At 61.9% G+C, this 26087-nt stretch carries 22 protein-coding genes; 5 read left to right on the plus strand and 17 right to left on the minus strand.

All coding sequences use genetic code 11. The features are described 5' to 3' along the window. Positions 1 to 26: 26 nt before the first annotated feature. The 9 genes from IPM16_01000 to IPM16_01040 all read right to left on the minus strand — a co-directional run bounded on the left by IPM16_01000 (position 27) and on the right by IPM16_01040 (position 10673). Positions 27 to 1118, minus strand: coding sequence for a GntR family transcriptional regulator (locus IPM16_01000; GenBank protein MBK9121685.1), 1092 nt, complete (start codon positions 1116 to 1118; stop codon positions 27 to 29). A 160-nt stretch (positions 1119 to 1278) separates the two neighbouring features. Further along, positions 1279 to 2403 (minus strand): Gfo/Idh/MocA family oxidoreductase, encoded by a 1125-nt coding sequence (locus IPM16_01005; protein MBK9121686.1) that lies wholly within the window; start codon positions 2401 to 2403, stop codon positions 1279 to 1281. A gap of 101 nt (positions 2404 to 2504) precedes the next feature. Continuing rightward, positions 2505 to 3938: a hypothetical protein gene (locus IPM16_01010; GenBank protein MBK9121687.1), complete on the minus strand. Its 1434-nt coding sequence runs from the start codon at positions 3936 to 3938 to the stop codon at positions 2505 to 2507. Further along, on the minus strand, positions 3935 to 5344 hold the full coding sequence (uxaC, locus tag IPM16_01015; GenBank protein MBK9121688.1) for a glucuronate isomerase: 1410 nt from the start codon (positions 5342 to 5344) through the stop codon (positions 3935 to 3937). The genes IPM16_01010 and uxaC overlap by 4 nt, the downstream gene beginning before the upstream one ends. Next, the gene (locus tag IPM16_01020) at positions 5344 to 6690 is read right to left on the minus strand and encodes a Gfo/Idh/MocA family oxidoreductase (protein ID MBK9121689.1); all 1347 of its coding nucleotides are present in this window, start codon (positions 6688 to 6690) and stop codon (positions 5344 to 5346) included. The genes uxaC and IPM16_01020 overlap by 1 nt, the downstream gene beginning before the upstream one ends. 10 nt (positions 6691 to 6700) lie before the next feature. Then, positions 6701 to 7369, minus strand: a complete 669-nt coding sequence (locus IPM16_01025; protein MBK9121690.1) for a YesL family protein — start codon at positions 7367 to 7369, stop codon at positions 6701 to 6703. A gap of 4 nt (positions 7370 to 7373) precedes the next feature. After that, the gene (locus IPM16_01030) at positions 7374 to 8255 is read right to left on the minus strand and encodes a carbohydrate ABC transporter permease (protein ID MBK9121691.1); all 882 of its coding nucleotides are present in this window, start codon (positions 8253 to 8255) and stop codon (positions 7374 to 7376) included. A 7-nt stretch (positions 8256 to 8262) separates the two neighbouring features. Further along, the gene (locus IPM16_01035; protein ID MBK9121692.1) at positions 8263 to 9246 is read right to left on the minus strand and encodes a sugar ABC transporter permease; all 984 of its coding nucleotides are present in this window, start codon (positions 9244 to 9246) and stop codon (positions 8263 to 8265) included. A gap of 128 nt (positions 9247 to 9374) precedes the next feature. Next, entirely contained in the window at positions 9375 to 10673 is a 1299-nt protein-coding gene (locus IPM16_01040) for an extracellular solute-binding protein (GenBank protein ID MBK9121693.1), read from the minus strand. Positions 10674 to 10874: 201 nt separating this feature from the next. Between IPM16_01040 and IPM16_01045 the strand changes: the two genes are divergently transcribed. Genes IPM16_01045 through IPM16_01065 form a run of 5 tightly spaced genes read left to right on the plus strand, consistent with a single transcriptional unit; the run spans position 10875 to position 16472 of the window. Next, positions 10875 to 11936, plus strand: coding sequence for a LacI family DNA-binding transcriptional regulator (locus tag IPM16_01045; protein ID MBK9121694.1), 1062 nt, complete (start codon positions 10875 to 10877; stop codon positions 11934 to 11936). Further along, entirely contained in the window at positions 11933 to 12892 is a 960-nt protein-coding gene (locus IPM16_01050; GenBank protein MBK9121695.1) for a dihydrodipicolinate synthase family protein, read from the plus strand. Before IPM16_01045 ends, IPM16_01050 begins: the two co-directional genes overlap by 4 nt. Next, on the plus strand, positions 12889 to 14334 hold the full coding sequence (locus IPM16_01055; protein ID MBK9121696.1) for an NADH:flavin oxidoreductase: 1446 nt from the start codon (positions 12889 to 12891) through the stop codon (positions 14332 to 14334). Before IPM16_01050 ends, IPM16_01055 begins: the two co-directional genes overlap by 4 nt. A 39-nt stretch (positions 14335 to 14373) precedes the next feature. Next, a complete protein-coding gene (locus IPM16_01060) occupies positions 14374 to 15462 on the plus strand; it encodes a Gfo/Idh/MocA family oxidoreductase (GenBank protein MBK9121697.1) in 1089 nt (362 codons plus the stop codon). A 47-nt stretch (positions 15463 to 15509) separates the two neighbouring features. Continuing rightward, the gene (locus tag IPM16_01065) at positions 15510 to 16472 is read left to right on the plus strand and encodes a Gfo/Idh/MocA family oxidoreductase (GenBank protein ID MBK9121698.1); all 963 of its coding nucleotides are present in this window, start codon (positions 15510 to 15512) and stop codon (positions 16470 to 16472) included. 12 nt (positions 16473 to 16484) lie between these two features. Here IPM16_01065 and IPM16_01070 read toward each other — a convergent pair whose 3' ends face one another. The 8 genes from IPM16_01070 to IPM16_01105 form a co-directional block, all read right to left on the minus strand. Continuing rightward, positions 16485 to 17252 carry a carbohydrate ABC transporter permease gene (locus IPM16_01070; protein MBK9121699.1) on the minus strand — a complete coding sequence of 256 codons (768 nt, stop codon included), beginning with the start codon at positions 17250 to 17252 and terminating at the stop codon, positions 16485 to 16487. Between the two features lie 131 nt (positions 17253 to 17383). Then, positions 17384 to 18265 (minus strand): sugar ABC transporter permease, encoded by an 882-nt coding sequence (locus IPM16_01075; protein MBK9121700.1) that lies wholly within the window; start codon positions 18263 to 18265, stop codon positions 17384 to 17386. A gap of 164 nt (positions 18266 to 18429) precedes the next feature. Then, positions 18430 to 19827 carry a sugar ABC transporter substrate-binding protein gene (locus tag IPM16_01080; protein MBK9121701.1) on the minus strand — a complete coding sequence of 466 codons (1398 nt, stop codon included), beginning with the start codon at positions 19825 to 19827 and terminating at the stop codon, positions 18430 to 18432. Positions 19828 to 20440: 613 nt separating this feature from the next. After that, positions 20441 to 21616, minus strand: a complete 1176-nt coding sequence (locus tag IPM16_01085) for a hypothetical protein (GenBank protein ID MBK9121702.1) — start codon at positions 21614 to 21616, stop codon at positions 20441 to 20443. Between the two features lie 80 nt (positions 21617 to 21696). Further along, positions 21697 to 22368 (minus strand): response regulator transcription factor, encoded by a 672-nt coding sequence (locus IPM16_01090; protein MBK9121703.1) that lies wholly within the window; start codon positions 22366 to 22368, stop codon positions 21697 to 21699. Between the two features lie 6 nt (positions 22369 to 22374). Further along, positions 22375 to 24429, minus strand: a complete 2055-nt coding sequence (locus IPM16_01095) for a hypothetical protein (GenBank protein ID MBK9121704.1) — start codon at positions 24427 to 24429, stop codon at positions 22375 to 22377. 135 nt (positions 24430 to 24564) lie between these two features. Further along, positions 24565 to 25578, minus strand: coding sequence for a hypothetical protein (locus tag IPM16_01100; GenBank protein MBK9121705.1), 1014 nt, complete (start codon positions 25576 to 25578; stop codon positions 24565 to 24567). Next, entirely contained in the window at positions 25575 to 26006 is a 432-nt protein-coding gene (locus IPM16_01105) for a hypothetical protein (protein MBK9121706.1), read from the minus strand. The genes IPM16_01100 and IPM16_01105 overlap by 4 nt, the downstream gene beginning before the upstream one ends. Positions 26007 to 26087: the final 81 nt, after the last annotated feature.

The following is a 26087-nucleotide window of genomic DNA, read 5'->3' on the forward strand; positions in this document are numbered from 1 at the left end:
ATAGGTGAAAGCTGAAGGCGGAATCGTTACATAGCTGGTGGTGCCGTAGAACTTCGTTCGACGAGCGTGGTGGGCAGCAGTGTCAGAATCTCTCGATTGGCTTCTCCTTCCATCAGCGTGATTAAGCGTCTGGCGGCTTCAGAACCCATCAGGTGCGCGTTTTGGGCCACGGTGGTCAGCGGCGGGTTCTGATACTGCGCGATGTCCAGATCGTCGAACCCCACGACAGAGACGTCGTGCGGGTTTCGCAAACCGGCGGCAGCAATGGCCCGCTGCACCCGAACTGCCATCCAATCATTGACGGCGAAGATCGCCGTGGGCCGCGTATGCGACTTAAGTCGTTCGATCAGCGGCTCGATTTCCGCCCGGTCGGCGGTGGCGTAGGCCTCGTACGAACTCATCTCGGCGTCGCCACCGATCAGGAACGGAGGGTCGGCGTCGAGTCCTTGCAGATGCAGCGCGTCCTGATAGGCCCGGTAACGCTCCGACACCGACCACAAATCCATGTGCGGCCGGGCGACAAACAGGATGCGCCGGTGGCCGAGACCGATCAAATGGTTCATGGCCTGCAGCCCGCCGGCGTAGTTGTTGCTGCTGATGCAGGGCAGGATGACGCCGTTCAGCGGTCGATCCATCAGTACGACCGGCACTCTGATGTCGCCCGACGTGAGCATACGGTTCTGCAGCGTTCCGCGCACCGGCACCAGAATGACGCCTTGCACACCCTGCGCGACGAAGTCGGCCAGCAGTCGGTTTTCTTCGTCGAGGTCGCGGTCGGTACTGGCGAACAGCACGTTGCAGCTTGTCTTGCGAAGTACTTGTTCGGCCCCGGCAAGCAAACTCATCGCGAACGTGCCTCGGTACTCGGGAATGATGAAAGCGACAGCACTGCGCCCGTTCTGTGGCTTGACCGGCTCGGCGACGAACGTACCCTTGCCGGCGACACGGTAGATCAGCCCTTCGTCCTGCGCCGACTGCCATGCGCGCTGCAAGGTCGCCCGGCTGATGTTGAGCGCCTCGACGAATTCCCACTCTCCGGGCAGCATATCGTGCGGCTTGAGCTGGCCGGTGACAATTTTGTGCCGGAGTTCGTCAAGAAGCTGAACGTGGAGCGGCAAAGAACTGTCTTTAGAAACTCGAAAATCGACCATGTCTTAACCTGTCCGGACATGTACAGTCTAGCGCGTCCACGTTAAATTGCCAACACTTTGGCTCTAACGAGGGTTCAACGCTGGTTCAAGAGTGTGTGAAGTCTGTGCGAAGTTTATTCCAACACGCTTATTGACGCGGGACGGCGCGCAGAATCTCCTCAATGAACTGCGCGTGACGCACGGCGTCGTCGACGACGCCGGGGGCGCGCTCGCCGGTACGGATGGCGTGCGCGAACGCAAGCAGTTCATTGTGGAATGCCTCGCGATACGAGACGATGACGCGCTTTTCCCATGCCAGCTCGCCGTCCCCGCCTTGCAGCACGACCGGCGTCGGAAGATTGCGGTAATACGGGCCGGGGAACTCCAGTCGCAAACGCTGGCGATTGCCGACCAGCGCGTACGTCTCGCGGTAGTCGTTGAGATACGGCAGATTGTGCCAATTGAGCGTGCAGCGCACCGCATTCGGAAACTCGATCAGCGTACTGATCGACATGCCCTGCCGCCAGACGTCGGTGTGCAGAACGCGCACCGGCTCACCAAGCAGGCCGAACAACACGTAGATTTGATGGATAACGCTCACGGTCAGCAGGCCGAACGCCACTTGGAGCGAGACGTCGCCGGCGTGATCACCCAGCCCTTCGTCGCTGAGCAGGGCGGTCGGACCGATGGCGAGCCACTGCGCGATCCCCGCTTGCATCGCGCCCCACTCCGGCAGGTCGTAGTTGAACTGCGCAGTTTCGCCGTCACCCACGATGATCGGGTACGGCGCGCGGTTGAATTCGTCTGCGGCGTGCAGCACGGTACAGTCGACATAAGCGAGGTCGTCGAACTGCGTTAGTTCGCGCATGGCGTAGGCGAAGGCTGGATCGTGCAGCTTGTGATAGCCGACCTGCACTACCCGATCTGAGCGCGCGGCGATGGCCGCGACCTCGTGCGCTTCGCGTACGTTCCACGCCAGCGGTTTCTCGACCAGTACGTGTTTGCCGGCGTTCAGCGCGTCGATCACGCTGTCGCGGTGCGATCCGGTGTGGCAGATGACCACCGCGTCGAGTACGTCGTCGGCCAGCATGTCGCGCCACGATTGATAACGGGCCGCGACACCGTAGCGGTCACCGACAGCGTTGAGGACAGCGGGGTTGGTATCGGCGATGCTGTGCAGCGTAAGGCCGGGCGTCTCGACAAGGTGCGGCAGGTGCATGATCTGGGCGATTCCGCCGCAGCCGATTACGCCAATGCGCAGTGAATCCGTCATCGTGTCCTCCGTGGAAGCCGAAGAGCCGCAATTGATCGCGGCGCGGTCTGCAATGGAGGGACGCTAACACGCCAGCTTGGACTAGCGCAAGACTCTGCGACTCAGTGTTGAGCCAGTGGCGCGAGGTGCTTGTCGAAATGGCGCTTGATGAGGTCGGCATACGCATCATCGTGCGCGCGAACCAGCGCGTGCAGTTCCGGCCCGAACGTATCGAGCACCGACCCGAACGTGACGTGCAGCACCTGACGCGCGTCGAAGTCGTCCAACAGCGCGGGCAAGCGGTCGTCGGTGAGCGCCGACGATTCAGGCACGCGGGCGACCTCGGCCGAAACGTGATAGGTCTTGCGGTCGGCCTCATAGCGACTGCGCGCGAAATCGAGCACATGCCGGAACAGCGCCGGATCGACCTGCGCCATCAACCGCAGCGCCTCCAGATAGCTTGTGCCCGCGGTCTTGAGGTGTACCAACCCGTTCGTATAGCGCATGGCGATCGGGTAAACGCCGAATTTGTCCGAGCCGGTGTGCAGGCTGAGTTTGTAGCGGTTTCCGTAGTGGCGCATGATGGCCGCGTGGCCGGCGATGTTGCGCTCCAGTTCGGCAAGGTCGCCGATGTAGTCGACGCCTTTCTCAAATCGGCCGACGAAGCGCGGCGCAAGGCTGACGAACGGCACACCCATGCGGATCAGCTCGCCGGCGATGACGACGTGCTCGAGCAGCGAGGTGGTCGTGCCGGTTTCGTCCACGGAGACTTCCATCTCGAACGCACCGCCGGAGACGGAATCGGACACGGCCCGCGTGACCCGTGCGGCATGGACGATGGCCGCGCCGTACTTGGCGAAGGCTTTCAGAAGCGCGGCCTCATCGACAGGGCCGCCGGCAAGCGCCGCGACCCGGGCAGTCGCATAGCGTTCAACCGCTTGATCCCACGACGCGTGAAGCGCCTGCCAATCGAGGCGCACAACTTTGGCGCGCAGCGTGTCGAGGTCGTCTGTCTCCGCCGCGTCGTCGACATGGTCGCCGGGGTCAACGGTGTAGAACGTATAGCCTGCATCGGCGAACGGCATCACGTCGAGTGGCTGTTTGAGATGATCGGCGTCGGCGCCCCATGGATCGCGCCAACCGGTCTCGAAGACCGCCCACATCGCGTCATCCAACACCTGCTGCGGCGTGCGCCCGGTGCGCGCGTTCTCACGCACCGACTGCTGCGCGAAGATCGGCGCGACGCCAGTTCCGCGCACGGCCGCGACGTGGCCCGGCGTGGCTTGCCCGAGCCGGTCACCGAACCCGGCCGACGTGACGAGGCCAAGCGGTACCGGCTTAAGCCACGGCAGGCGCTCACGCAGCACCGCCGCGTTGTGCGCCGACAGCGCCATGACCGCCGGTCCCCGGCCCGGTGCCGATTCGAAGTCCGCCGCGTCTCCGTCGACGTGCAGAAAGCGTTCGTGCGTGGCGGTGTGCTTGAGCATGCTGTAGGCGGTGCCGTCATGCTCGATCTGCGATCCCGGGACGACGGTCAGTCCATGGGCGTCGTTCATACAGGGCGATCCAATCGGTAGGTGCGTTTGGCGAGGGTATAGGCAAGTTCGGTGATCATCTCGGCGGCGTCTTCGTCGTCCACAATGCCGCGCACGACGAGACCGGCAAGCCAGTTGGCACTGACCCGCCGCCATACGTCGTGGCGGGCGGGGATCGACGGGAACGCGCGCGTGTCGTCGTTGAAGCCGGCCGTGTTGTAGATGCCGGCGGTTTCGACGACCGCGTCGAAGAAGCGCTCCATCCCATTGACGCTGTCGAAGAACCACCACGGTGGGCCGAGCTTGACGGCAGGGTAGTGGCCGGCCAGCGGCGCAAGTTCGCGGCTGTAGGTCGTCTCGTCGAGGTTGAACAGCACGAGCGTCAGGCGCGGATCGCTGCCGAATGCGTCAAGCAGCGGCTGAAGGTTCTGCGTGAATTCGCTGATGATCGGGATGTCCGCGCCCATGTCGCGGCCAAACGTCTCATACAGCGCGCGGTTGTGGTTGCGGTCACTGCCGATGTGGAGCTGCATCACGAGGCCGTCCTCAACACTCATGCGCGCCATCTCGATCAGCATGTGGGCGGTGAAGGCGTCGGCGTCATGCGTATTGAGCTTTCCGGCCAGCGCGCGCTGGAAGATCGCGTTAGCCTCGTGGTCGGTGAACCGTTCGGTGTAGGCCGTGATTGCGGCGTGATCGGTGGCAGTCGCGCCCATCGACTTGAAGAACGCACGGCGGTTCTCGAGCGCGGCGATAAAGCTCGCGTAGTCCACGACATCGATGCCGGATGCGGCGCTGAGCGCGTCGATGTTCGCGCGCCACCCATCGGTGTCGAGGTTGATCACCGCATCGGGCCGAAAGGTCGGGATGACCCGGCCTTGCCATCCAGATTCGCGGATGCGGCGGTGCGCGTCGAGCGAGTCGCTGGCCGCGTCGGTCGTCGCCAGTACCTCGATGCTGAATCGTTCGAACAGCGCGCGCGGGCGGAACTCAGGCTGCGCGAGCTTTTCGGCGATGGCGTCATAAATGGTCACGGCGTTGGCGCCGTTCATCTTGTGCGAAATGCCAAAGACGTCGCGCAGCTCTTCCGAGAGCCAGATGCCGGTAGGAGTGGCGCGGAACAGGTACCAGTGGTCGCATACGGTCTGCCAGATCTTGCGGTGATCGGTCTCGACCGTGCCGCCGTCCTTGCGGGGGATGCCTAGCGACTCGAGCGCGATGCCCTGCGAGTACAGCATGCGGAAGATGTAGTGGTCGGGGATGATGAGCAGGTCGACCGGCGAGCCGAACGTATACGACTCGTCGGCCAGAATCGCCGGGTTAACATGCCCGTGCGGGCAGATCAGCGGAAGGCCGCGCACACGCTCGTAGAGCGAACGCGCGATCTCGCGCCGCGCCGGGTCGGACGAAAACAGGCGGTCGCCCATCAGTCTCCCTGCGCTTCTACCGGCGGTCTGGGCGACTTGGCGGCGCGCAGCACCGGGAACAGCTCGTCGATGTCGATCCGGCGCCCAGTCTCCATCGACAGGTTGGCGGCGATCCCGACGATGACCGCCGCGGCGCCGTCGATGTGGCTGGCTGCGCGGTGGTACGGGTCGGGCGGCGGATCGGCCATGAAGATGTCTCTGAGCATGACCGGGTCGGCGCCCCCGTGGCCGCCTTCGCCGTGCGGCACGTCGACGTCGTACGGCTCGCCGAACATCGGATACACGCGCATGCGTGTCGTTTTGAATGCGCCTTTGCTGGCCGTTGCCGCGCGCCCGTCACCCATCAGGTGATTGATGTTCTCGACGATGTCCATCTCGATCCGCCCGCGCGTGCCGGTGATGGCAACACGCAGTCCTTCCCACGGCGAGTAGGCGACCAGACAGTAGGACAGGATGGCGCCGTTGCCATAGCGCACCGACACGCTCATCGTGTCCTCGATGTCGATCGGTTCGCCGAAAACGTTGCGATCGCGCAGGTAGCCGGTCTCGGCCTCGGCGTTCAGGTACAGTCCGCGGAAGACCTCTTTCTCGTCTAGGAACAGCGCAAACGGGTCGTTGGCCGCTTCGGGTTCGCCGGTGTATCGCTTGTAGTTGTAGTGTTCGCCGCGCGCTTCGGCATTCTGCTTGCCGTAGAACAGCAGCCCGCCCATCGCGTTGACCTGCGTCGGATACGAGTCGATCCACCAGTTCACGAGGTCGAAGTGGTGGCTGGCCTTGTGGATAAGCAGGCCGCCGCTGTTCTGCTTCTCGCGGTGCCAACGGCGGAAGTAGTCTGCACCATGGCTGGTGTCCAGCAGCCATGAGAAGTCGACCGAGAGCGGCCGGCCGACCGCGCCGTCGATCACCAGCTTGCGAAACTGCGTATAGGCCGGCGCGTAGCGGTAGTTGAACGTCACGCGCAGCGAACGCCCTGTCCGCGCGATGGCGTCATAAATGGCGTTGAGCCGGCCTAAGTCGGTAGTCAGCGGCTTTTCGGTGATGACGTCCGCGCCAAGCTCCATCGCCCGCACGATGTACTGATGATGCGTGCAGTCCATCGTCGCGATGATGACCACATCGGGCTTGGTCTCCGCCATCATGCGGTCGAAATCGCGTGCGGCGTAGGTCGGACGCGGAGGGTGCTGATACTCGCGACCGATCAGATCGTTGTACCAATCCATGCGCGTCTGGCTTGGGTCGCACAGCGCGACCAGCTCGCAGCTGTCACGGTACGTTCTGCAAACCGCTTCGAAGAACATGCCGGAGCGTGATCCCGTTCCGACAATCGCGTAACGTTTGGAGCTCACGCACTACTCCTTAGTGTTTGGTGGGAAGCAGCGACTCAATTTGCTCTGCCGACAGATGGTCCTGAATGACCGGCCACGTGCCAACGCAGGCGATCCATGCGCATACTGATGCTGTCACGAGCACGATGAAGCCGCGCGGCAGAAACAACGTGACCATGACCGGAAAGACCACCGCTAGCGACCATAAGAACGATTGCAGCGGGTGGACAGCGATCAACCGCAAGGACGACAGCAGCACCTGCTTGACGCTCATGTCGTCCAGCATTACCAGCAGCGGCCACGCATACAGGTTGACCATGACCAACGCTGCCGCGGCGAACAGCGTCACACTGCGCGACAGGAACGCGATCGGATCGCCGGTCATGTCCATGTGGGCGAAGATCGACGTATTGAGCACGACCAGCCCACCCACAACAAGGTCGACGATGCCGATCAGCGTCGCTTTGAGCCAATGCGCGCGCACCCCGCCGAAGAACGCGCTGAACACGTCGGTTTGAAACCCGCGCGTGCGCGTTGACCAATAGGCGAACAGGCCGGCGGTGGCCGCAGGGATGGTCACCAGCGGGATGCACAGCAGCGCCCACAGGATGTTGACCAGCACGAAGCTGCCCCAGCGCTCGGCGTGCTCAACGAGCTCGGCACGTTCGGTACGTGGCGTGGAAACCGGCGGGTTGGACACCGTGTCACCCCTTCAGGCCGGTCGTGGCGATGCCTTCAACAAGGTAGCGCTGGAAGAATACGAAGATCAGGATGACCGGCACCAGCGAGAGCGTGAGCATGGCGAACACCGCGCCCCAGTTGTTGATACTGCCGGTATCGGTGTATGCCCGCAGCGCGACCGCGACCGTATACAGGTTCGGATTCTGCAAGTATACCAACGGCCCGAGGAAATCTTCCCACGTCCAATAGAACGAGAAGATCGCAGCGGTGACCAGCGCCGGCACGATCTGCGGAAGGATGATGCGAAAGAAGATGCCGCCCTTGCTGCTGCCGTCGATCATCGCCGCTTCGTCCAGTTCGATCGGGATGCCACGGATGAACTGCACGATCATAAAGATGAAGAACACATCGCCACCCAGCCGTGGGATCAGCAGCGGCAGAAATGTGTTGATCCAGTCCAGCTCGTTGAAGATGATGTACTGCGGGATCATCAGGATCTGGCTGGGCAGCATGAGCGTGAGCAGCATGATCGAGAACCAGATGTCGCGCCCGCGGAACTTCACACGGGCGAACCCGTACGCCACGATGGCCGAACTGACGACCGTGAACAGCGTGCCGACGCCGGCATGAATGAACGAGTTGCGGAAAAACGTCTCGAACGTGATGCCGCCGAACCCGCTCCAGCCTTCGGCGTAGTTCTCGAAGCGCAGGGTGGAGGGGATGAGCGACGTGACGTTCGTCCAGATTTCATCCAGCGGCTTGAGCGAACTGGCGACCAGCCACGCGACCGGGTACAGCATGACGATGGCCAGCGCGATGACGACCACGTAATACGTGACGGTCTGCGACAATTGTGTGCGCCTGCGCTGACGTTGATAAGTATCGAACTTCAATGCCTGCTGCATGATACGCCTAGCTCTCTTTGGTCTCGTAATACACCCAATAGCGCGAGGTGCGGAAGCTGATAAACGTGAAGAACGCAATCAGCAGCAGCAGGACCCATGCCATCGCCGCCGCATAGCCCATTTGGAAGTCGTTGAAGGCGCGCCGGTAGAGGTAGAGGGCGTAAAATAGCGTGCTGTCGAGCGGGTTGCCGGCCGTAATCACGAACGCTTGCGTGAACACGCGGAAACCCGAAATGAGCTGCATGATGAAATTGAAGAAGATGATCGGAGTGATCAGCGGCAGCGTGACCCGCAGGAACTTCTGCCACGCGGTCGCACCGTCGATCGACGCCGCCTCGTAGTATTCAGCCGGGACCTGGCGCAAGCCGGCGAGGAAGATCAGCATCGGCGAGCCGAACTGCCACACCGCCAGCAGGATCAGCGTCCAGATTGCGGTGTCCGGGTTGCCGAACCAGTTCAGGCGCTCAATGCCGACGAAACCGAGCAGTGTGTTGACTACGCCTTCGTTGACGCGCCCGTCACCGCCGAAGAGCTGCCGCCACATGACCGCGACGGCGACGCTGCCGCCGATAACCGACGGGATGTAGTATGCCGCGCGGAACCAGTACACGCCGCGCCGTTTCGTATTCAACAGCATAGCGACGGCCAGTGCGAAGATCAGGCGCAGCGGGACGGCGACGAGCACATACTTGAACGTGGCGGCCACCGACCGGCCGTAGCGGATGTCGGAGTTGAACATGCGGTCGAAGTTGGCCAGCCCGATCCACTCGCCGCCGCGCAGCAGGTGATAATCCGTAAACGCGAGATAGAGCGAAATCGCGATCGGGATCATACTGAACGCGAAGAAGCCGATCAGCCACGGCGAGATGAACATGTAGCCCACGACGTCGTTGCGCTTGAAGTCTTTGTTGCGGGCTTTCGTCTTCGCGGCGCTTAACAGCGCGTCCTGGACGCGCTCTGGGCCGGGTATTGCTGCTGCGGGTTCTGTCATCACCGTGTCCCGATAACCAACCAACAAACTCTATTTAATGCGGCGCCGCTTCCGCCTATTCTGTCACGGCCGATCTGCGGCTTTGGGTGCGGGGAGGCGCTGCCAGACGCCTCCCCGCGGAACGGATACTAGTTGCCGGACAGGATGGCCTGCGCTTCCGAACGGAAGATCGCCAAGCCGTCCTCGACAGAAAGCTGACCGTACAGGACGGGATCGTGGAACAGCGGCAGCCACACGTTGTTGCGGATGTCATTATATCCCGGCGGGTTCGGCGGGAAGATTGGGCTGACGTCAGTGGCGACGCGCTCGAGGAAGTCGAACGTCTCGACGCCGACCGGTTCAAGGTTAGGGGCCATGTATTCGCGGATCGCAGACGAGACCGGCACGCCGCGCTCTGCCGCGAGGATGTCGTTGGCTTCTTCGCTGTTGGTGAAGAAGCTGATGAAGTCGGCGGCGAGTTCCGGTGTTTCGCAGTCCGACGTAATCGAGAAGAACATCGACGGCTTCAGGTAGTTGGCAGCGCCCACGGCATCAACGGGTCGGGGCATCGGCCACAGTTTCAAGTTGGCGTCCTCGCCGCGCGCGCTGAAGATCGCGACGACCTGATTGCTCCACTGGTACTGCATCGCGGCCGCGCCGGCGACGATCGGGGAGTTTTCCGGGCCACCCGCGTATTGCGAAGCTTCTTCCAACGTCATGATCGCGCCAGCTTCCTGCAGGCGCAGCAGGCGATTGAAGTGGTCCGCGATGACCGAGTCATCCTCGTAGCCGAAGTCGGTGTTGTCTTCGCTGAATGGGTTGGTGCCCATCGACACCATCATCGCCGTCCAGATCTGGTCGTCGCCGAGTGACGGGTTGCCGTAGGCCCAACTGCCGGTCGCTTTGTGATATTGAAGCGCAATTTCTTCGAAGTCGGCCCACGTCCAGTCCGGCGCCGGGAGCTCGACACCTGCCGCTTCGAACGCGTCGACGTCGATGATGATCGACTGCGAGTTGGTGCCGAGGCTCAAGCCGTAAAGCTGGCCCTCCACGCGACCACCTTCGAGATAGACTTCATCGACATTGCTGAGGTCCAGCGCGCCGGATTCAACGAACGGATCGAGCGGCGCAAGCAAACCATTGCGCGCCCACTCGGCTAGATAAGCGTAGTCCTGCTGCATGACGCACGCCAGCTCGCCACCGGCGGCCTGCGTGTTCATCAGCGTCCAATAGTCATTGAAGTTGGCGAATTCATAGACGATATCGACACCGGGGTTCGCGGCTTCATACATTTCGACCACGGCGATCGTACGGTCGTGGCGATTCTGCGAACCCCACCAAACGAGGCGCATTACCTGCGCATCTTGCGCCAACGCCGCGCCGCCCATCACCAGAACGAGGGCAGCGAGTGTCAGCAATAGAGCGAACTTGCGACGTGAGACATACATAGTTTGAAACATCCTCTCAGTACTTGACGACCTTCTGTAGTCTGACTTGACCGGTCAAGTCAGACCTGTACTACAGATAACAAGACTCGTGCCATTTTGTCAAATATCTGACGAGTTTTTGCCACAATTCGAACGTGTGCTATGATAGGTAGCGAGCAGTCGGATCGTGTTGAACGGTCAAGTATGGTAGAGTAATTCTTGATGCCGACAAGTAACGACAAACCCCTCACCATTCGCGATATCGCACGGTTGGCCCACGTGTCGTATCAAACTGTGTCGCTTGTCATCAACGGCAAGCCCGGCGTCTCCGACAAGACGCGGCGCGAGATTATGCGCCTGATGGAAGAGCACGACTTCCGCCCGAACCGCGCCGCGCAAATGCTGACCACCCAACGCTCGAAGACGCTCGAGCTGATCGTGGTCGATGTGAACTACGGCGGCCGGTTGGCCGACTCGACCAAACAAATGGTGCGGGTCGCCAAAGAGGCCGGCTACAGCCTGCTGATTTCCGAAGCGACGGCGCAAAACCTTGAAACCGCGTTGGAGTCGGCCGGGTCGCGCATGGTCGAAGGCGTCGTGTTATACGCGCCGAGACTGCGCGTGCCGGATGAAACACTTACGGCGTGGAGCCGCGGGATTCCGGTCGTTCGGCGCGACTACGTGCCAAGCTCTCGGTTGGCGTGGGTCGGCTTCGATCAGGTTTTCGCCAGCCGAATCGCTGTGGAGCACTTGCTTGAGCTGGGCCACACGCAGATCGCGTCCGTGCCGCCAGAAGCCGACCTTCACAATGGATACTGGCGGCATATCACCATTCAACAGTCCTTGCGCGAGCATGGCCTTGAGCTGGTAGCCTATGCCGAAGGCGATTACTCGATGGGCAGCGGCTATGCCGGCGTGCAGGAGATCCTCGCGACCGGCAAACCGTTCACCGCGTTAATCGTCGGGACGGACAACATGGCGCTCGGCGCGCTGCGGGCGCTGCGCGAGGCCGGTCTGCGCGTACCTGACGACGTGTCCGTCATCAGCTTCGACAATTCCGAACTGTCGCAATACACCGAGCCGCCGCTCACGACGGTCGAATTTAAGTTCAGCAAACAGGATGAAATCGCGGTCAAATTCCTGCTTGAATTGATCGCCGATCCGACGATTGAACTGCATCACCGTGTGCTCTCGCCGACGTTGATCGAACGGGCAAGCACGCGCGCGCTGACCTCAAAACACCGATCGTCCCGTGCTAGTGCTAAGAAGGGTGAAGACTCATGAGTGTCGCTGCACTGCCGCCGATTCGTCCGCGTCGCAAAATCACGGGCATGTCGGCAATCCTGCTGCCGTTTACAGCGACGGGCGACATCGACTGGGACGCGTTTCGCGGTCACGTGCGCCGGACGGCCGATGCCGGGCTTGTCCCTGCGGTCAATATGGACACGGGCTATGTCAACCTGTTGACGCCGGCCGAGCGCCATGACGTGCTTGCGCACACGGCCGACGAAACCGCCGGCGGGCCGTTTGTCGCCGGGGCGTTCGTCGGAGATTCGCCGGGCGCATCGTGGAACCTCGACGCCTATCGCGCGCAGATCGAGCTGATCCACCAGTTCGGCGGGACGCCGGTCATCTTTCAGTCGTACGGATTGACCGGTCAAGCCGACGCGCGCATCGTGGAGTCCTATCAGCAGATCGCGCGCCACTGCCCGCGCTTCATCGCCTTCGAACTGGGGACGATGTTCGCCCCGTTCGGCAAGATCTACTCGCTTGAGGTGTATGCCGGGCTGCTGGACATTGCCGAGTGTGTCGGCGCCAAGCATTCCTCATTGAGTCGGTCGCTGGAGTGGGAGCGTATCGCACTGCGCGACCGCCAGCGCCCCGACTTCATGGTGCTGACGGGCAACGACCTCGCCATCGACATGGTGACGTACGGCAGCGACTACCTGCTCGGTCTGAGCACGTTCGCTCCGGACGTATTCGCGCAGCGCGACTCGTACTGGCTCGCCGGTGACGACTCGTTTTATGAATTGAACGACCTGCTTCAGTACCTCGGCTTCTTCGCGTTTCGCAAGCCGGTACCCGCATACAAACACAGCGCCGCCCAGTTTCTGCATCTGCGCGGTCTCATCGGCTCCGACCTCACACATCCGCTGTCACCGGTGCGCCCGGTATCGGATCGGGAGATTCTGCACGACATTTCGGAACGGCTGAATGCGCTTCGAGAGGCGGTACCATGAGCTACAAGCGGGTCGCGCAGCTCCGTACCGCCGAGCAGTTTCGTGCCCACGTCGAATCGCTCGGCGTAAACATCCCGTTGGACGACGAACTGACCGCTGGCGCGGACTCGCCGCTGGCAGCCCCGTATACGTTCGACGGTACGACCATCGGCAACCGCTTCACGGTGCTTCCGATGGAGGGGTGGGATGGCGAGCCGGATGGCCGGCCTAACGATCTGGTTCGGCGCCGATGGGGGCGGTTCGGCTTGAGCGGCGCCAAGCTGATCTTTGGCGGCGAGGCAACGGCTGTCCGCTACGATGGCCGCGCCAACCCCAACCAGCTTGTGATCAACGAGGCCACGGTCGAGTCACTTGCGGCGCTGCGCCGGCATCTAGTCGACACTCACGGCGATCGTTACGGTGAGACATCCGACCTCGTTGTCGGTTTGCAGCTCACGCATTCGGGTCGGTTTGCCCGTCCCAACGACAAGCGGCGTATGGAGCCGCAGATCCTGTACCACCATCCGCTGCTGGATCGGAAATTCAATGTCGCGGCCGGCTATCCGGTGATGCGCGATGCCGATATCGAAACGCTGATCGCGGACTTCGTCAACGCATCTGTGCTCGCCCAGCAGGCGGGTTTCGATTTCGTAGACGTCAAACACTGCCACGGGTATCTGGGGCATGAGTTTCTAAGCGCGATCGACCGCGATGGTCAGTATGGCGGAAGCTTCGAGAACCGCACGCGCTTTCTACGCGAGATCGTGGCCGGTATCCGGCAGCATGCCTCCGGACTGCGGATCGGCGTCCGCCTGAGCGCGTTCGACTGGATGCCGTTCAAGCCGGGCGACGACAAGACCGGCACTGCCGAAGACTGGACGGGACGCTACCCGTATGCGTTTGGTGGCGACGGCACCGGCACGGGCATCGACCTCAGCGAAGCGCATGACTTCTTGACCCTGCTGCGCGAGCTGGATATCCGACTGGTGTGCATTACAGCGGGCAGCCCGTACTACAATCCGCACATTCAGCGCCCGGCATTGTTCCCGCCGTCGGACGGCTATCAGCCGCCGGAAGACCCGCTCGTCGGTGTCGCCCGCCAGATCGCGGTGGTGGCGGAACTTAAACGCGCGCATCCGGACCTGTTCATCGTCGGGTCAGGCTACTCGTACCTGCAGGATTGGCTGCCGAACGTCGCGCAGTATGTCGTGCGCACAGGCATGGCCGACTCGGTCGGGGTGGGCCGTATGGTGCTGAGTTACCCCGAACTGCCGGCGGACGTGCTGGCAGGGAAACCGCTGCAGCGTAAGCTGATCTGCCGGACGTTCAGCGACTGTACGACCGCGCCGCGCAATGGCATGATCTCCGGCTGCTACCCGCTAGACCCGTTCTACAAGGCACGTCCAGAGTCGGCGCAGCTGGACGCGATCAAGCACCCGGATGCAGAAACTGCGTCAGACTAGCCGCCGACTCGGGCGGTACACACAAAGCGATGCCTCAGCATGGAACCGTACAAGCTAGCACTCATTGGAACAGGCAAGTCGGTCGGCAATCACCTTACCGCCATCCACGCGATGGGCGATCGCGTTCGACTGGTCGCCGCCGTCGACATCGATCAGGACCGGGTACGTGAGATTGCAGTCGAGAACGGCATACCAAACTGGTATACCGATGCCGAGACGATGCTCGTGCGCGAACAACCGGATATCGTGAACATCGTCACGCCGCCGGCGAGTCACAAAGACTTGTCGATTATGGCGCTGCATGCCGGTGCGTGGGTTTACTGCGAAAAGCCGCTGTGCGCCTCGATGGCGGAGTTCGATGAAATCTCAAACGCCGAGCGAGAAACCGGCCGATATGTCAGCACCGTGTTTCAGTGGCGGTTCGGTTCGGCCGGGAAGCACTTGAAACGGTTGATGGACGCCGGGTCGCTAGGCAGGCCGTTGGTCGGCGTGTGCAATACGTTGTGGTACCGCACGCAGGACTATTACAACGTGCCGTGGCGCGGCAAATGGAAGACCGAGCTAGGTGGCCCGACCATGACGCTCGGTATTCATCTCACCGATCTGTTCCTGTGGCTCATGGGCGATTGGGCGGAATTGACTGCCCTAACCGGTACGCTCGACCGCAGTATCGAGGTCGAGGATGTGGCGATGGCGGCGGTGCGATTCGAAAACGGCGCGATGGGGTCGATCGTCAACAGCGTGCTGTCGCCGCGGCAGGAGTCGTACCTGCGGATCGACTTTCAGCGCGCCACCGTCGAGACCCGCGCTTTGTATCGCTATCGCAACGAAAACTGGCGCTTCAGCTTGCCTGATGGCGTACACGACCCTGCCTTGGAAGCGCTGTGGTCATCGCTCGAGGTCGACACGCTTGGCAGTCATGACGCGCAGCTTGCCGACGTGCTCGACGCCATGGATCGCGGCACGGTCCCGCCCGTCAGCGGGGACGAGGCGCGCCGCATTCTCGAGTTTTCCGCCAGCCTGTACAAGTCGGCGATCACCGGAGCACACGTGCGGCGCGGTGAGATCACGCCCGACGACCCGTTCTATTATGCGATGAATGGCGCACCCGCAGGCGAACCGCAGTGAGCATCGCGTTTGCCGCCGTCGGCGCGGCGCATCCGCACGTCCACAACATGATCGGAATGCTGCAGCGCGCCGGGGCACGATTCGCCGCGTTCTTTGACGACGATCCGGCGATCGCCGTGCAGGTTGCTGAGCGGTATGACGGCGTCACACTTGCCGCGTCGCGCCAGCACATTCTGGACGATCCGAAGATCGCGCTGGTCGTCGGCACACCGCCGCATGACGAGCGTGCCGCCCTCGGCATCGATGCGATGCGTCACGGCAAAGACTATCTGTGCGCCAAGCCGGGCTTCACCACCCACAGCCAGCTTGAGGTGGCGGAGACCGTCGCCGCACAGTCCGGCCGACGCTATCTGGCGTACTTTGGTGAACGTCTCCAAAATCGCAGCACGGTCAAGGCATTAGAACTGGTGCAGTCTGGTCGTATCGGCCGCGTCGTGCAGACAGTCGGGTTCGGACCGCACAAGCTGGGCCAGTCGGCGCGGCCGGACTGGTTCTACCGCACAGATCGTTACGGCGGCATCCTCAACGATCTCGCGTGTCACCAGATCGACCAGTTCCTGCTGTTCACCGGAAGCCCGACCGCCGAGATTGCTGCCGCGCATATCGGCAACGTCAATATGCCCGATGTGCCGTCATTTCAAGATGTCGGCGACGTGACTCTGCGGGCGGCGGGAGCGACCGGCTACATCCGCGTCGACTGGCTGACGCCGACGGGCCTGCCGACATGGGGTGACGTGCGGCTCTTTGTGACCGGTACCGGCGGGATGATCGAACTGCGCAAGAACATCGACCTCGACGGCCGCGACGGGACCGACCATTTGCTCGTCGTCGATGCGCACGGCGTCGAGCGCATCCTGTGCGATGACGTCGATCTGCCGTTCGGGCGTCAGTTGATCGCCGACATCCTCGAACGTACCGAGACGGCGATGACGCAGACGCACTGTTTCGAGGTCTGCCGGCTTTCGCTCGACGCGCAGGCCAAGGCGCTGTGGATCGGAGCGCAGGAATAACCTCCCCGCGCCCTAGCCCTTCAGCCCGGTCATCACGATTCCACGGATGAAGTAGCGCTGCGCGAAGAAGAACAGCACGATCACCGGCAGCACCATGATCGCCGCGGCGGCCATCTGCAAGTCCCAACGCGTCGTCATCGCGCCGCGGAACTGCGCAAGGCCGATCGCAACCGTGTATGTCTCCGGCGTACGCAAGTAGACGAGCGGTCCGATCAGGTCGTTCCACGCCGCAAGGAACGTGAAGATCGACACGGTGATGAGCGCGGGGCGTGACAACGGCAGCATAATGCGCCAGTAGATCCCGAACTCGCTGCACCCGTCGATGCGCGCCGCGTCACACAGTTCTTCCGGTATCGTGCGGAAGAACTGACGCAGCAGAAACACGTTGAATGCCCCGCCGCCAAAGAACAGCGGGATGGTCAGCGGCGCGATGCTGTTGACCCATCCGAGGCGCGTGAAGATCACGAATTGTGGAACGAGCGTGACGATGTTGGGCAGCAGCAGGGTGGCGATGACGACGCCGAACCAGAAATTGCGCCCCCAGAAGCGGATACGCGCAAAGCCGTAGGCGGTCAACGATGACGACGTGACGACGGCGATTACGTTGAGCGTTGCGATGACGATACTGTTCCAAAAGTAGAGCGGGAATGGACGAAACGTCATCGCGTCGACGTAGTTCTGAAACACCGGCGGATTCGGGATCAAGTTCGGCGGATATTCGAAGATCTCTAGCTGCGACTTGAGCGAACTGCTGACCAGCCAGATGAACGGGAAGATCATCAGGATCGAGACGGCGACCAACGTGATGTAAGCGGCGATCTTGCCAATGCGGCTTTGCTTACGTCCCGGGACATAACGATCGGGCGGCAGCGATGCCTGCTGTGTACTCGCGAGTTCAACAGTGCTCATGACTAACCCTCGCCCGGCGTTTCGTAGTACACCCGGGTGCCGATGTAGCGGAACACCAGGAACGATAGGCCGATCAGAATGAAGAACAGCACCCATGACATGACCGCAGCGTAACCCATGTCGAGGCTGCGGAAGCCGGTTCGGTAGATATATAAGACAAGGAACAGCGTCGCATTGACCGGCCCGCCGTCGGTGATCAGGTACCCGGCGATGAAGACCTGAAACGAGTTGATGAAACCGATAACCAAATTGAAGAAGATCACCGGCGACATCAGCGGCAGGGTGATGTGCCGCAGTTTCGTCCAGCGCCCCGCGCCGTCAATTTCGGCGGCCTCGTAATAGATGTCGGGGATGCCTTGCAGTCCCGCGAGGAAGATGATCATCGCCCCGCCGACATTCCACAAGCTGATGATGATGATCGCCGGCAAGGCCCAGCTTGGCGATTGCAGCCACGGGATCTTCGGCCCGCCGAGACCACGGATGATGACGTTGACCAGCCCGAACTCGGTGTTGAACATCCATGCCCACAGCGCAGCGCTCGCAACGGCCGGGATAATGCTGGGCAGGTAGAAGACGGTGCGGAACACCCCGATTCCCGGCAGTTGATTGTTCAACAGCGTGGCTAAACCGAAGCTCAGCACCAGCCCGACCGGCACCGAAATCACGGTGTAGAGGACAGTCGCCTTGAGGGCCTGCGGCAGCAGCGGGTCGGTGAACAGCCGCTGCCAGTTGGAGAAGTTGACAAAGACCGGCTCGGAGATCAGATTCCAACGGTGGAACGACAGGTACAGCGCGATGAGCGCCGGGATCAGGAACCAGAAGATGAACCCGAGAATGAACGGCGAAACAAACAGATAACCGGTGACGTTGCGCCGAAATGTCATGGAGCGGGTGAATTCCGGCAGCCGAACCCCGAGAATCGTCTGTTGAGGCGTGCTATCAGACGCAGTCATGGTGTTTCCTTCTCACCACCGCAGTCGATGTGCGGGTTCGAAGTGGCACGGCAAACGTTGTACCATGCCACTTCGAACGATGGCGATTCTCAAGGTTAGCTAGTCGCCATCGCAGCGGCGAGAATCTCGTTCGCCTGACGTACGGCCTCGGGCATCACGTCGACAGCGGGCGTACCGTCTGCAACGGCTTGGACGGCAGGGTTGATGAAGTTGTTGCTGGCCTCGGTGAAGCCGGCCGGGATTCGTGCTGCCACGCCATACTTGGCAAGATACGACGACACGAATTCGCGGTAGTTGTCCGGATGGATGCCTTCGGTCAGCCACGACGCCATACCTTCTTCGGTGGTTTGGGCGGTCTGACTGGGCAGCCACAAGCCGATCTTCATGAACTGTTCGGTGTAGAACGGGGTGGCGAGGAAGCGAATCCACTGCCACGCCTCGTCCGGGTGCTGCGTCGCCGCAAGGGCTGCATGGAAGTGCGCCTGCAAATACGTCGCCGTTGTCGCCATCTTGGGCAGCGCGCCGACGCCCATTGGGACGCTCAGGGTGCTCGGATTGATCCACGAGAGCGCCCACGAGCCGTCGATGGCGATCGCCAGACGATCGGTGTTGAGCATCTGCGTGTTGTCCATACCGAGGCTGGCCATCGCACTGCTGGGCGGCGCGACATGATGGACGTGGATCAGATCGGCGAGGTTCTGAAGTGCCTGCATCGATTCGGGGCTGTCGAGGCCGCAGAGACCGTCCTCGGTGATGTACTTGCCGCCGTTCGAATAGACCGCCGCGATGTAGTAGGTGGGGTTCGGGACGAGCGGGTAGCTTACGCCCCACTGCACGATGTTGTCCGGGTCGAACCCTTCGTCGTCCGGATGCAGGCCGTTTGCGTCGAGCGTCAGCAGCTTTGCGTTGGCGACGAACGTCTCCCAGTCCCAAATCTCGTCATCACCGAAGCCCGGTGGGGTGATCCCGGCGGCTTCGAGCAGATTGGCGTTGTAGTAGATGTGCGGGGCAACCCATGTCGACCCGATGCCGTGCCACCGACCGTTGGCGTCTTCACAGCGTTGGGCTTCTTGCGGCAGGAAGTAGTCGGGCTGGCCGAGCAGTGGATCGTTCTTGAGCTGATCAGTGATGTCAAGCAAGATCCCAGCGGAACGGAATGTCTCGAAATCGCCCGACCCGATGAAGCTCGTATCCGGCGGGGTGCCGGCGGCGATATTGGCGAGGAAGACGGTCGAGAAATCGACATCCGGCGTGTGGCGCCACTCGACGACGACACCCGGGTTCTCCTCTTGGAACACTGCAATCGCAGCCAACACGCCGTCTTGTTCGGCGGTCTGGCCCCAGCCTGCGAACGATATGGTTACCGTGTCTTGGCGCTGCACCGCTGCTTCAGCGAAGGCTGTGTCGAGACGGGCAATTGTGGAGGCGAACGCTGCCCCGGTCACTCCACCCAATTTTAGAAACTGCCGGCGAGATAACGAAAGTTTCGACATTTCAATGTCTCCTTCAACATAGGCGCGTACTGCTCTGCTGTGCCGCACTGCCGTTTTCGAGGTTGTTGAGGCTCCTTTCACTCACCGAACAACTTGGGTTGAGCCACGCGCACGAAGGCGCGATCTCACCACGATTGGGGAAGGGCTAGAGTCCGTTTACGGAAGGTGTTGTGGAGACGTGAGCGTATGGCGGGGGCAGTGGACGGAAGATTGAACACGGACGATGGTGCAGCGTGCTTCACTCTTGCCCCAATCGCCAAATTGCGATCTCCGCCATCCAAGTGCATTGACGGGAAGACCGAGTCATGCTGGTTGAATCGAGGGCACGAAACAAGCACACTATCGGACGACATACGATTGCAGCAATCGCAAGGCACGGCTTCACGTCCTAAACAATAGGAATAATCTACACGACTACTTTAACTCGTTTGGGGTTCGGTTCAGTACATGCCAGATTGCCACAATAGCAGGACAAATCCGACTTTTTGGACTATCGGCCGTTTGTTTTAGGTCGGATTTGACGTGTTCCACGTGAGTGGGCTGTGGTCCGACCAGATCATGCCGGTATCCTACGTGCTGTGCACAAACGCGGATCGGGATTGTTCGCAGTGTGCTATAACCGGCCGTCCGGTACACGCCCGGATTTCATCGCGGCGATTTGCGCCGATGTGAACGGCGGATCGAACAGGTCGGATGTGTCGTGATAGCGCCTGAACATGTCGGCGATGAAGTGCATACGGTCCCGAAGGTTGGCCCAGTCGCGCGCGCCCGAACCCATGGCGCTGTCCGGCGTCGGATCGACGTCCGCAAGCAGCGCGCGCAGGTCAGGCAGGTCGATGTACGCCAGTATCGGCGGGAAATCCCCCGGCACGTCATCGCCAAGCCGGAGCCGGACACGATTCGACAGCTCGAGGGTCATCATGAGCTCAGTAATCATTAGCCGCACCTGCCGCCGGGTTTCGCGCGCCCACGCCTCCACCACCTGATCGAACAAGCTGCGACGACCGAGCAAGCGCAGGACGATCATGCGCGACCACATCCATACGCCGCGAATCGGGAACAGCCCCATAACCAGACGAAACGTAGGCGCCGGCGCGCCGACAAACGCGGCATTGAGCGCCTCGGCGATTTCAGGCTGCAGGCGAGTTTGCTCATGCAGGCCGATCTCGAGGTTGGCCAGCAGCATCAGTTCAGCGCGGGCCTTCGCATCGGATACAAAGAGCGCCGCGTAATAGTGCTTGAAGGCACGCTGCAGCAGCGCCTGTCCGTGAGGAGCGCTGCCGGGTCGCAGTTGTTCGCAGAAGGCTGCAATGCTTGCTTCGTCATGGGAGGAGTCGTTGAAGCAGGTCGCCAGAAAACGGGCAAATTCCCGGCCGATCTCCTCGAACACTTTCTTGTTGCCGCGCGCCACGGCGTCGCTCGCTTGGTCCAGTGCGGCGCGCGGATTGAACGCTTGCTGCGCGGCTTCGATGATCTCTTGCGGTGCCCGCCGCGAACCAAGCGCCTGAACGGTGGCAACGATGGTTGTGTCGGCGTCGACGCTGGACGAATGCGCCTCAAACAGGCGCGCGAAGTCCTGCTTGCGGATCGTCTGCCCGGCTTGTTTTGACGCCCATGTCGCAAAGGTGCACCAGTTCGCGTTGATGCCAGTGCGTGCGATCATCGCGCGGGCAAGTTCGTGGTAGCACTGCGTGATCTGTAAGTTACGCACGATCGGATCGGGGACCGCGGCGATCCGGTCAACGTCGTCCACGGTGGGTACAGGTGCAGATGCAGCCAGCGTTGGCATGACATATCCTGAACGTCAGGGAATACTTCCGCCGATTATGGACCGGATGCGCCGCGATCGGCAAAGCGCTTCAAGCGCGATCAGCGCGCGGATTCGTCTGGCGCGTTCTGCCCAAGACCGGCTTGACGCGCACGGAGTGCCGCTTGTGTTCGGTCTGCAACTTGCAGCTTGTTGAAGATGTTTGCCACATGGTTGCGCACGGTCTTCAGGCTGATGACCAGTTTGTCCGCGATGTCCGCGTTAGTGTCCCCTTGCGCGACCAAGCTGAGGATTTCGCGCTCGCGTTCGGTGAGTTCCGGGAAGAGTTCATCCGGAGCTTGGGGCTTGAGTCCCGCGAAGAAGTGCATGAGGCGTTGCGCAATCTCCGGACCAAACAGCGATTCGCCGTTGGCGACACTGCGGATCGCCCGCAGCATCGCGGACTGGTCGGCCCCCTTCAGGACATAGCCGCGCGCACCGGCCCGCATAGCGGCAAAGACGGATTCGTCGTCATCGAACATCGTCAGCATGATGATTCCGATGTGCGGGCTGTCGCGGAGGATGCGCCGCGTTGCTTCGATGCCATTCAGATCCGGCATCTTGATGTCCATCAGGATGACGTCGGGCTGTAAGGCCATGGCTTGCTCGACGGCCGCCTGACCGCTCGCCGCTTCGCCAACCGGCTCAATGTCCTGAATCGACATCAGCAGCGAGCGCAGTCCGTCGCGGAACAGGGTGTGATCGTCTGCGATCAGGACGCGAATCGGTTCCACTGTACGCTACTCCTCGGTATTTCCAACAGGCAGCCATGCGTCCACGCGGGTCCCGCCGCTGACCGGCGACGTCACGCTGATGCTGCCCCCTAACTCTGCGGCACGCTCGCGCATTCCAGCGATGCCTACGCCGGCAGCGGCCTCGGCGTTGATGCCGCGTCCGTCGTCACCGATCTGGACATGAAGTGTACGGCCAGCGGTATCGAGCTCAAGCATTACGGTACAGGTTCGGGCTTGTGCGTGCCGCTGAACATTGGTCAGCGCCTCGACTGCGATGCGATAGGCGGCAACCTCGGCTGCGGCCGAAAGGGCCGGCAGTGACTCAGGGAAACTCAGCGCGAATGCCGGGCCTTCGCCCTGCCGCATGCGGTCGATGTGCTGCCGCAGCGCGCCGAGTAAGCCGAGTTCATCGAGCGCGGGCGGGCGCAAGTTGTAGGCGATGCGCCGGATGTCGGCCAGCGAGTTTTGAACCTGCGCTTTGAGCTGGTCAGCGATCTGTTGCGCATGGTCGGGGTCGGTACCGACCGTATTGCGAATCGCGTCAAGTTGGAACGACATCGCCGCCAGAACCGGCCCCAGACCGTCATGGAGATCGCGGCGAAGGCGACGGCGCTCTTCTTCCCGCGCGGTGACAATTTGCTCGCGTGAGCGCTGCAGATCCTCCGTCAGGCGCACGTTAAACGCGGCGACCGCTACCTGTCGCGCGATCGTATCCAGCAGGCGCTGCTCCGATGGCGTGAAGACATCGTCGATACCGCGGGTTGCGATAACCAGATGACCAACCTGTTCGGACTGGTAGACCAGCGGGATGGTCTCCGTGGAAACATGTGGGGGTTTCGTGGCCCCGGCCGGATAGACCGCTGCCAGCGTCTCACGTCTGTCGCGGCGCAGCCGAACCGCGGCATAGGGAACGCTAAGCGTCTCGGCAATCGTGGTCACAATCGCAGGCAGGAGGTCGGGGACGGGTGCGATCGGCGACAGCCGCTCGGCAAGCTGCTGCAGGACGGCATACGGGTCGTCACGCTGCCCGAACATCAAGCGGCTGATCTGCGCCTGGATGAACTCGCGCACGGTCTGGAACGACACAGCGACAAGGCCGGCGGTGACCATCGCGGAAAGCGCTGTACTGCCCTCGAAGACGGAAGTGAGAAAGCCCACGACCAGCACGTACATCCCGCTAATGATCAGGGTCAGGAGCCCATACACCAGCGTACGGTTGATCAGCAGCGAGATATCCCACAGCTGATGGCGCAGTATGGCGATGCCGATTGAAATCACAATCAGCGTGATGCCAAGGTTGGAGAAGATGATGCTGAGTTCACTGGACGCCGGGTCAGTCGGGTTGACCGCCCATAGGATGGCACCGACGACATTGGCTAGAAAGAACAGGATTCCGCCGAAGATCAGCCAACGAAGCTGGGTGCGCTGCCGGCCCGTAGTGCGTCGGTAGCGGACGACAATCGACACAAATGAGCCGACCATTCCCGCCAAGAGCAGGGCGGCTGACGCAGTCGTGACAGTCATCAAGATCTCTTGAGCCCCGGCAAGCCCAAACGGATTTGCCGCGTTCATGCCGAATTCCGGCAGCGGATCGGGGTGCAGCGCCAAACCGAGTGTCACGCCCAGCAGCCCTAGTCCCGCGGCTACTGCGATCCACCGCCAACGGTGCGACGGCAGGCGACCGTCGGGGAAGTACAGCAGGAGCAGTGTCACCGGGATGAACGTCCCCGGCAGCCATACCCAGCGGTTGAGCCATGCGGCGAAGTCCACAATCGCCCCGGACTGGATTTCCAGTACGTACTGCGAAAAGTGCACAGATGCCCCGGCAATCAGGATCACGCCGGCATCGCTGCCCAGCGCCAGCAGCAGCCAACCGAGAATGTTGCCTGCGTGTTCGCGCGTCAGCAGCAGCCCGATCAGACCGTAAATCGTGGTCAACAGGGGAAGGAAGAACAGGTGGGTGAACGGGTTAAGCTCACCTTGGCTTGCAGCCAACGCCAGCAGGCCCATGACGAAGCCCAAGATAATGAACGCGGCAATGATGATGGTGAGCACCCACATTGCCGCACGTGTAGTCCTTCGCGGGGGGCTCGCCGCCGTTGGAAGTGAGGTACTGTGGGCCACGACGTTTTCGCCAACTCCTCGCACACGGCACGTGCTGCCGACAATCTTTACTGTAACACTCTCATGACTTGACTACAGCACGGCCATCGAAAACTGAATACGCTCCAGCGTGAACGGAAGATGCTCCCAGTGATCTCCGTAATCCGAACTGTGCCACACGTCTCCGTTGCTCAGGCCGGCATACAGCACACCGGGTGAACCGGGCACTGTCACCAGCGAATACGCCATATGGGGCAGGGGATCGGGCAGGCCGCCACCCAGCCGTTCCCAACGGCCGCTGCCACGCTTGCGGAAGATGAACGCATTCGCCTCGCCTTCGACGTGCCCGCGCGGCATCTTCTTCATTTCGGGCAAGATCATCAACGGGGCGGCCGAGGCGTACCACAGGCTCGGGTCGGCGGGATCGGCGGCGCAAGCCATCCCGTAGATGCTCCAGCCGAGACCACGCAGCGGCTGTTTCCAGCGCCTGCCGCCGTCCGAGCTGATCGCCGCGGGCCATCCGCCTCCGGCCTGATACACGTGGTCACTCGATGTGTGGTGCCAGCGCAAGCTGTGGCAGTCGCGCGATGTCCCCCACTTGTGACGGGACCACGTGAGGCCGCCATCCTCGGTGAGGAACGTCCCGCCAAGTTCGACCCCTGCGACAACCCGGTTCGGATCGACCGGAGACACCGCCAAGCCCATCACATACGGATCGCCCGGCTCGGCGGGCGTGAACCAGAACGAGCGCCGCAGCGCGCGGAAGCTCTCCCGTTCAGACCACGTCTTGCCGCCGTCGTGGGTGACGAAAAGGGCGGGCGGCTTGGTGCCTGCATAGATGACGTTGGGATCCGCGCGGCAGACGGCGAGCGACTTGACAACCTGATCGGCAAGCCCGATCGATGTCCACGTGCAGCCTCGATCGACGGACTTGAGCACGCCGCGGTCGCGGGTTGCGGCGTACACGGTATTGGCCTCGACCGGGTCATTGAGGACATACGTGATGGACGAATCCGTGAGGAGTTTCTCGACCCGCGCGCTGCTGCCCGGTGTCCATTCGGCGCGCGTGATCCCTTGTCCGGACGCGGCAATGAATGTTGTCGTCATGACGGTTCTCCGATCGCTGCACGGGTGGGTGAGCCGAAGTTGAGCCACACACGAGCCACAGCCAGTGTCGCCAGCGTGCCCAGTCCGACGTTCGCCCAGATCAGAATGTCACTGAGGGGGTACACCGTCCCGCATGGGAGCGGGCAGAGCGTGGTCATGGTCGAGACCCCGAACAGCACAACGATCAGATTGAACCCGGTCAGCAGGGCCAGACCGGCGCGTATGCCCCGTGCGCTGGCGAGCAGCGCCCATATCCAGGCTCCGTAGATGCCCAGCAGCGCGAGCGTAATCGGAAGCAAAGCTGGCATCGTGACGCCGAATTCCGGGAACACATAGCCGTAATCCAGGAACGTGCGTCCCAGGCATGAGAGCAGCGCGGCTGCACTCAGGACGATCGCCGAGCTGCGAAGTGTGAGACGAGATCTCATGGCTCAAGCCCTCCCTATGTTATCCACAGGGTAAGTCAGGAGCGATGGATTGTCATCGGCATCGGTCCCGTTGGAGGCGGG

It is taken from the genome of Candidatus Flexicrinis affinis (assembly GCA_016716525.1).
Taxonomy (GTDB): domain Bacteria; phylum Chloroflexota; class Anaerolineae; order Aggregatilineales; family Phototrophicaceae; genus Flexicrinis; species Flexicrinis affinis.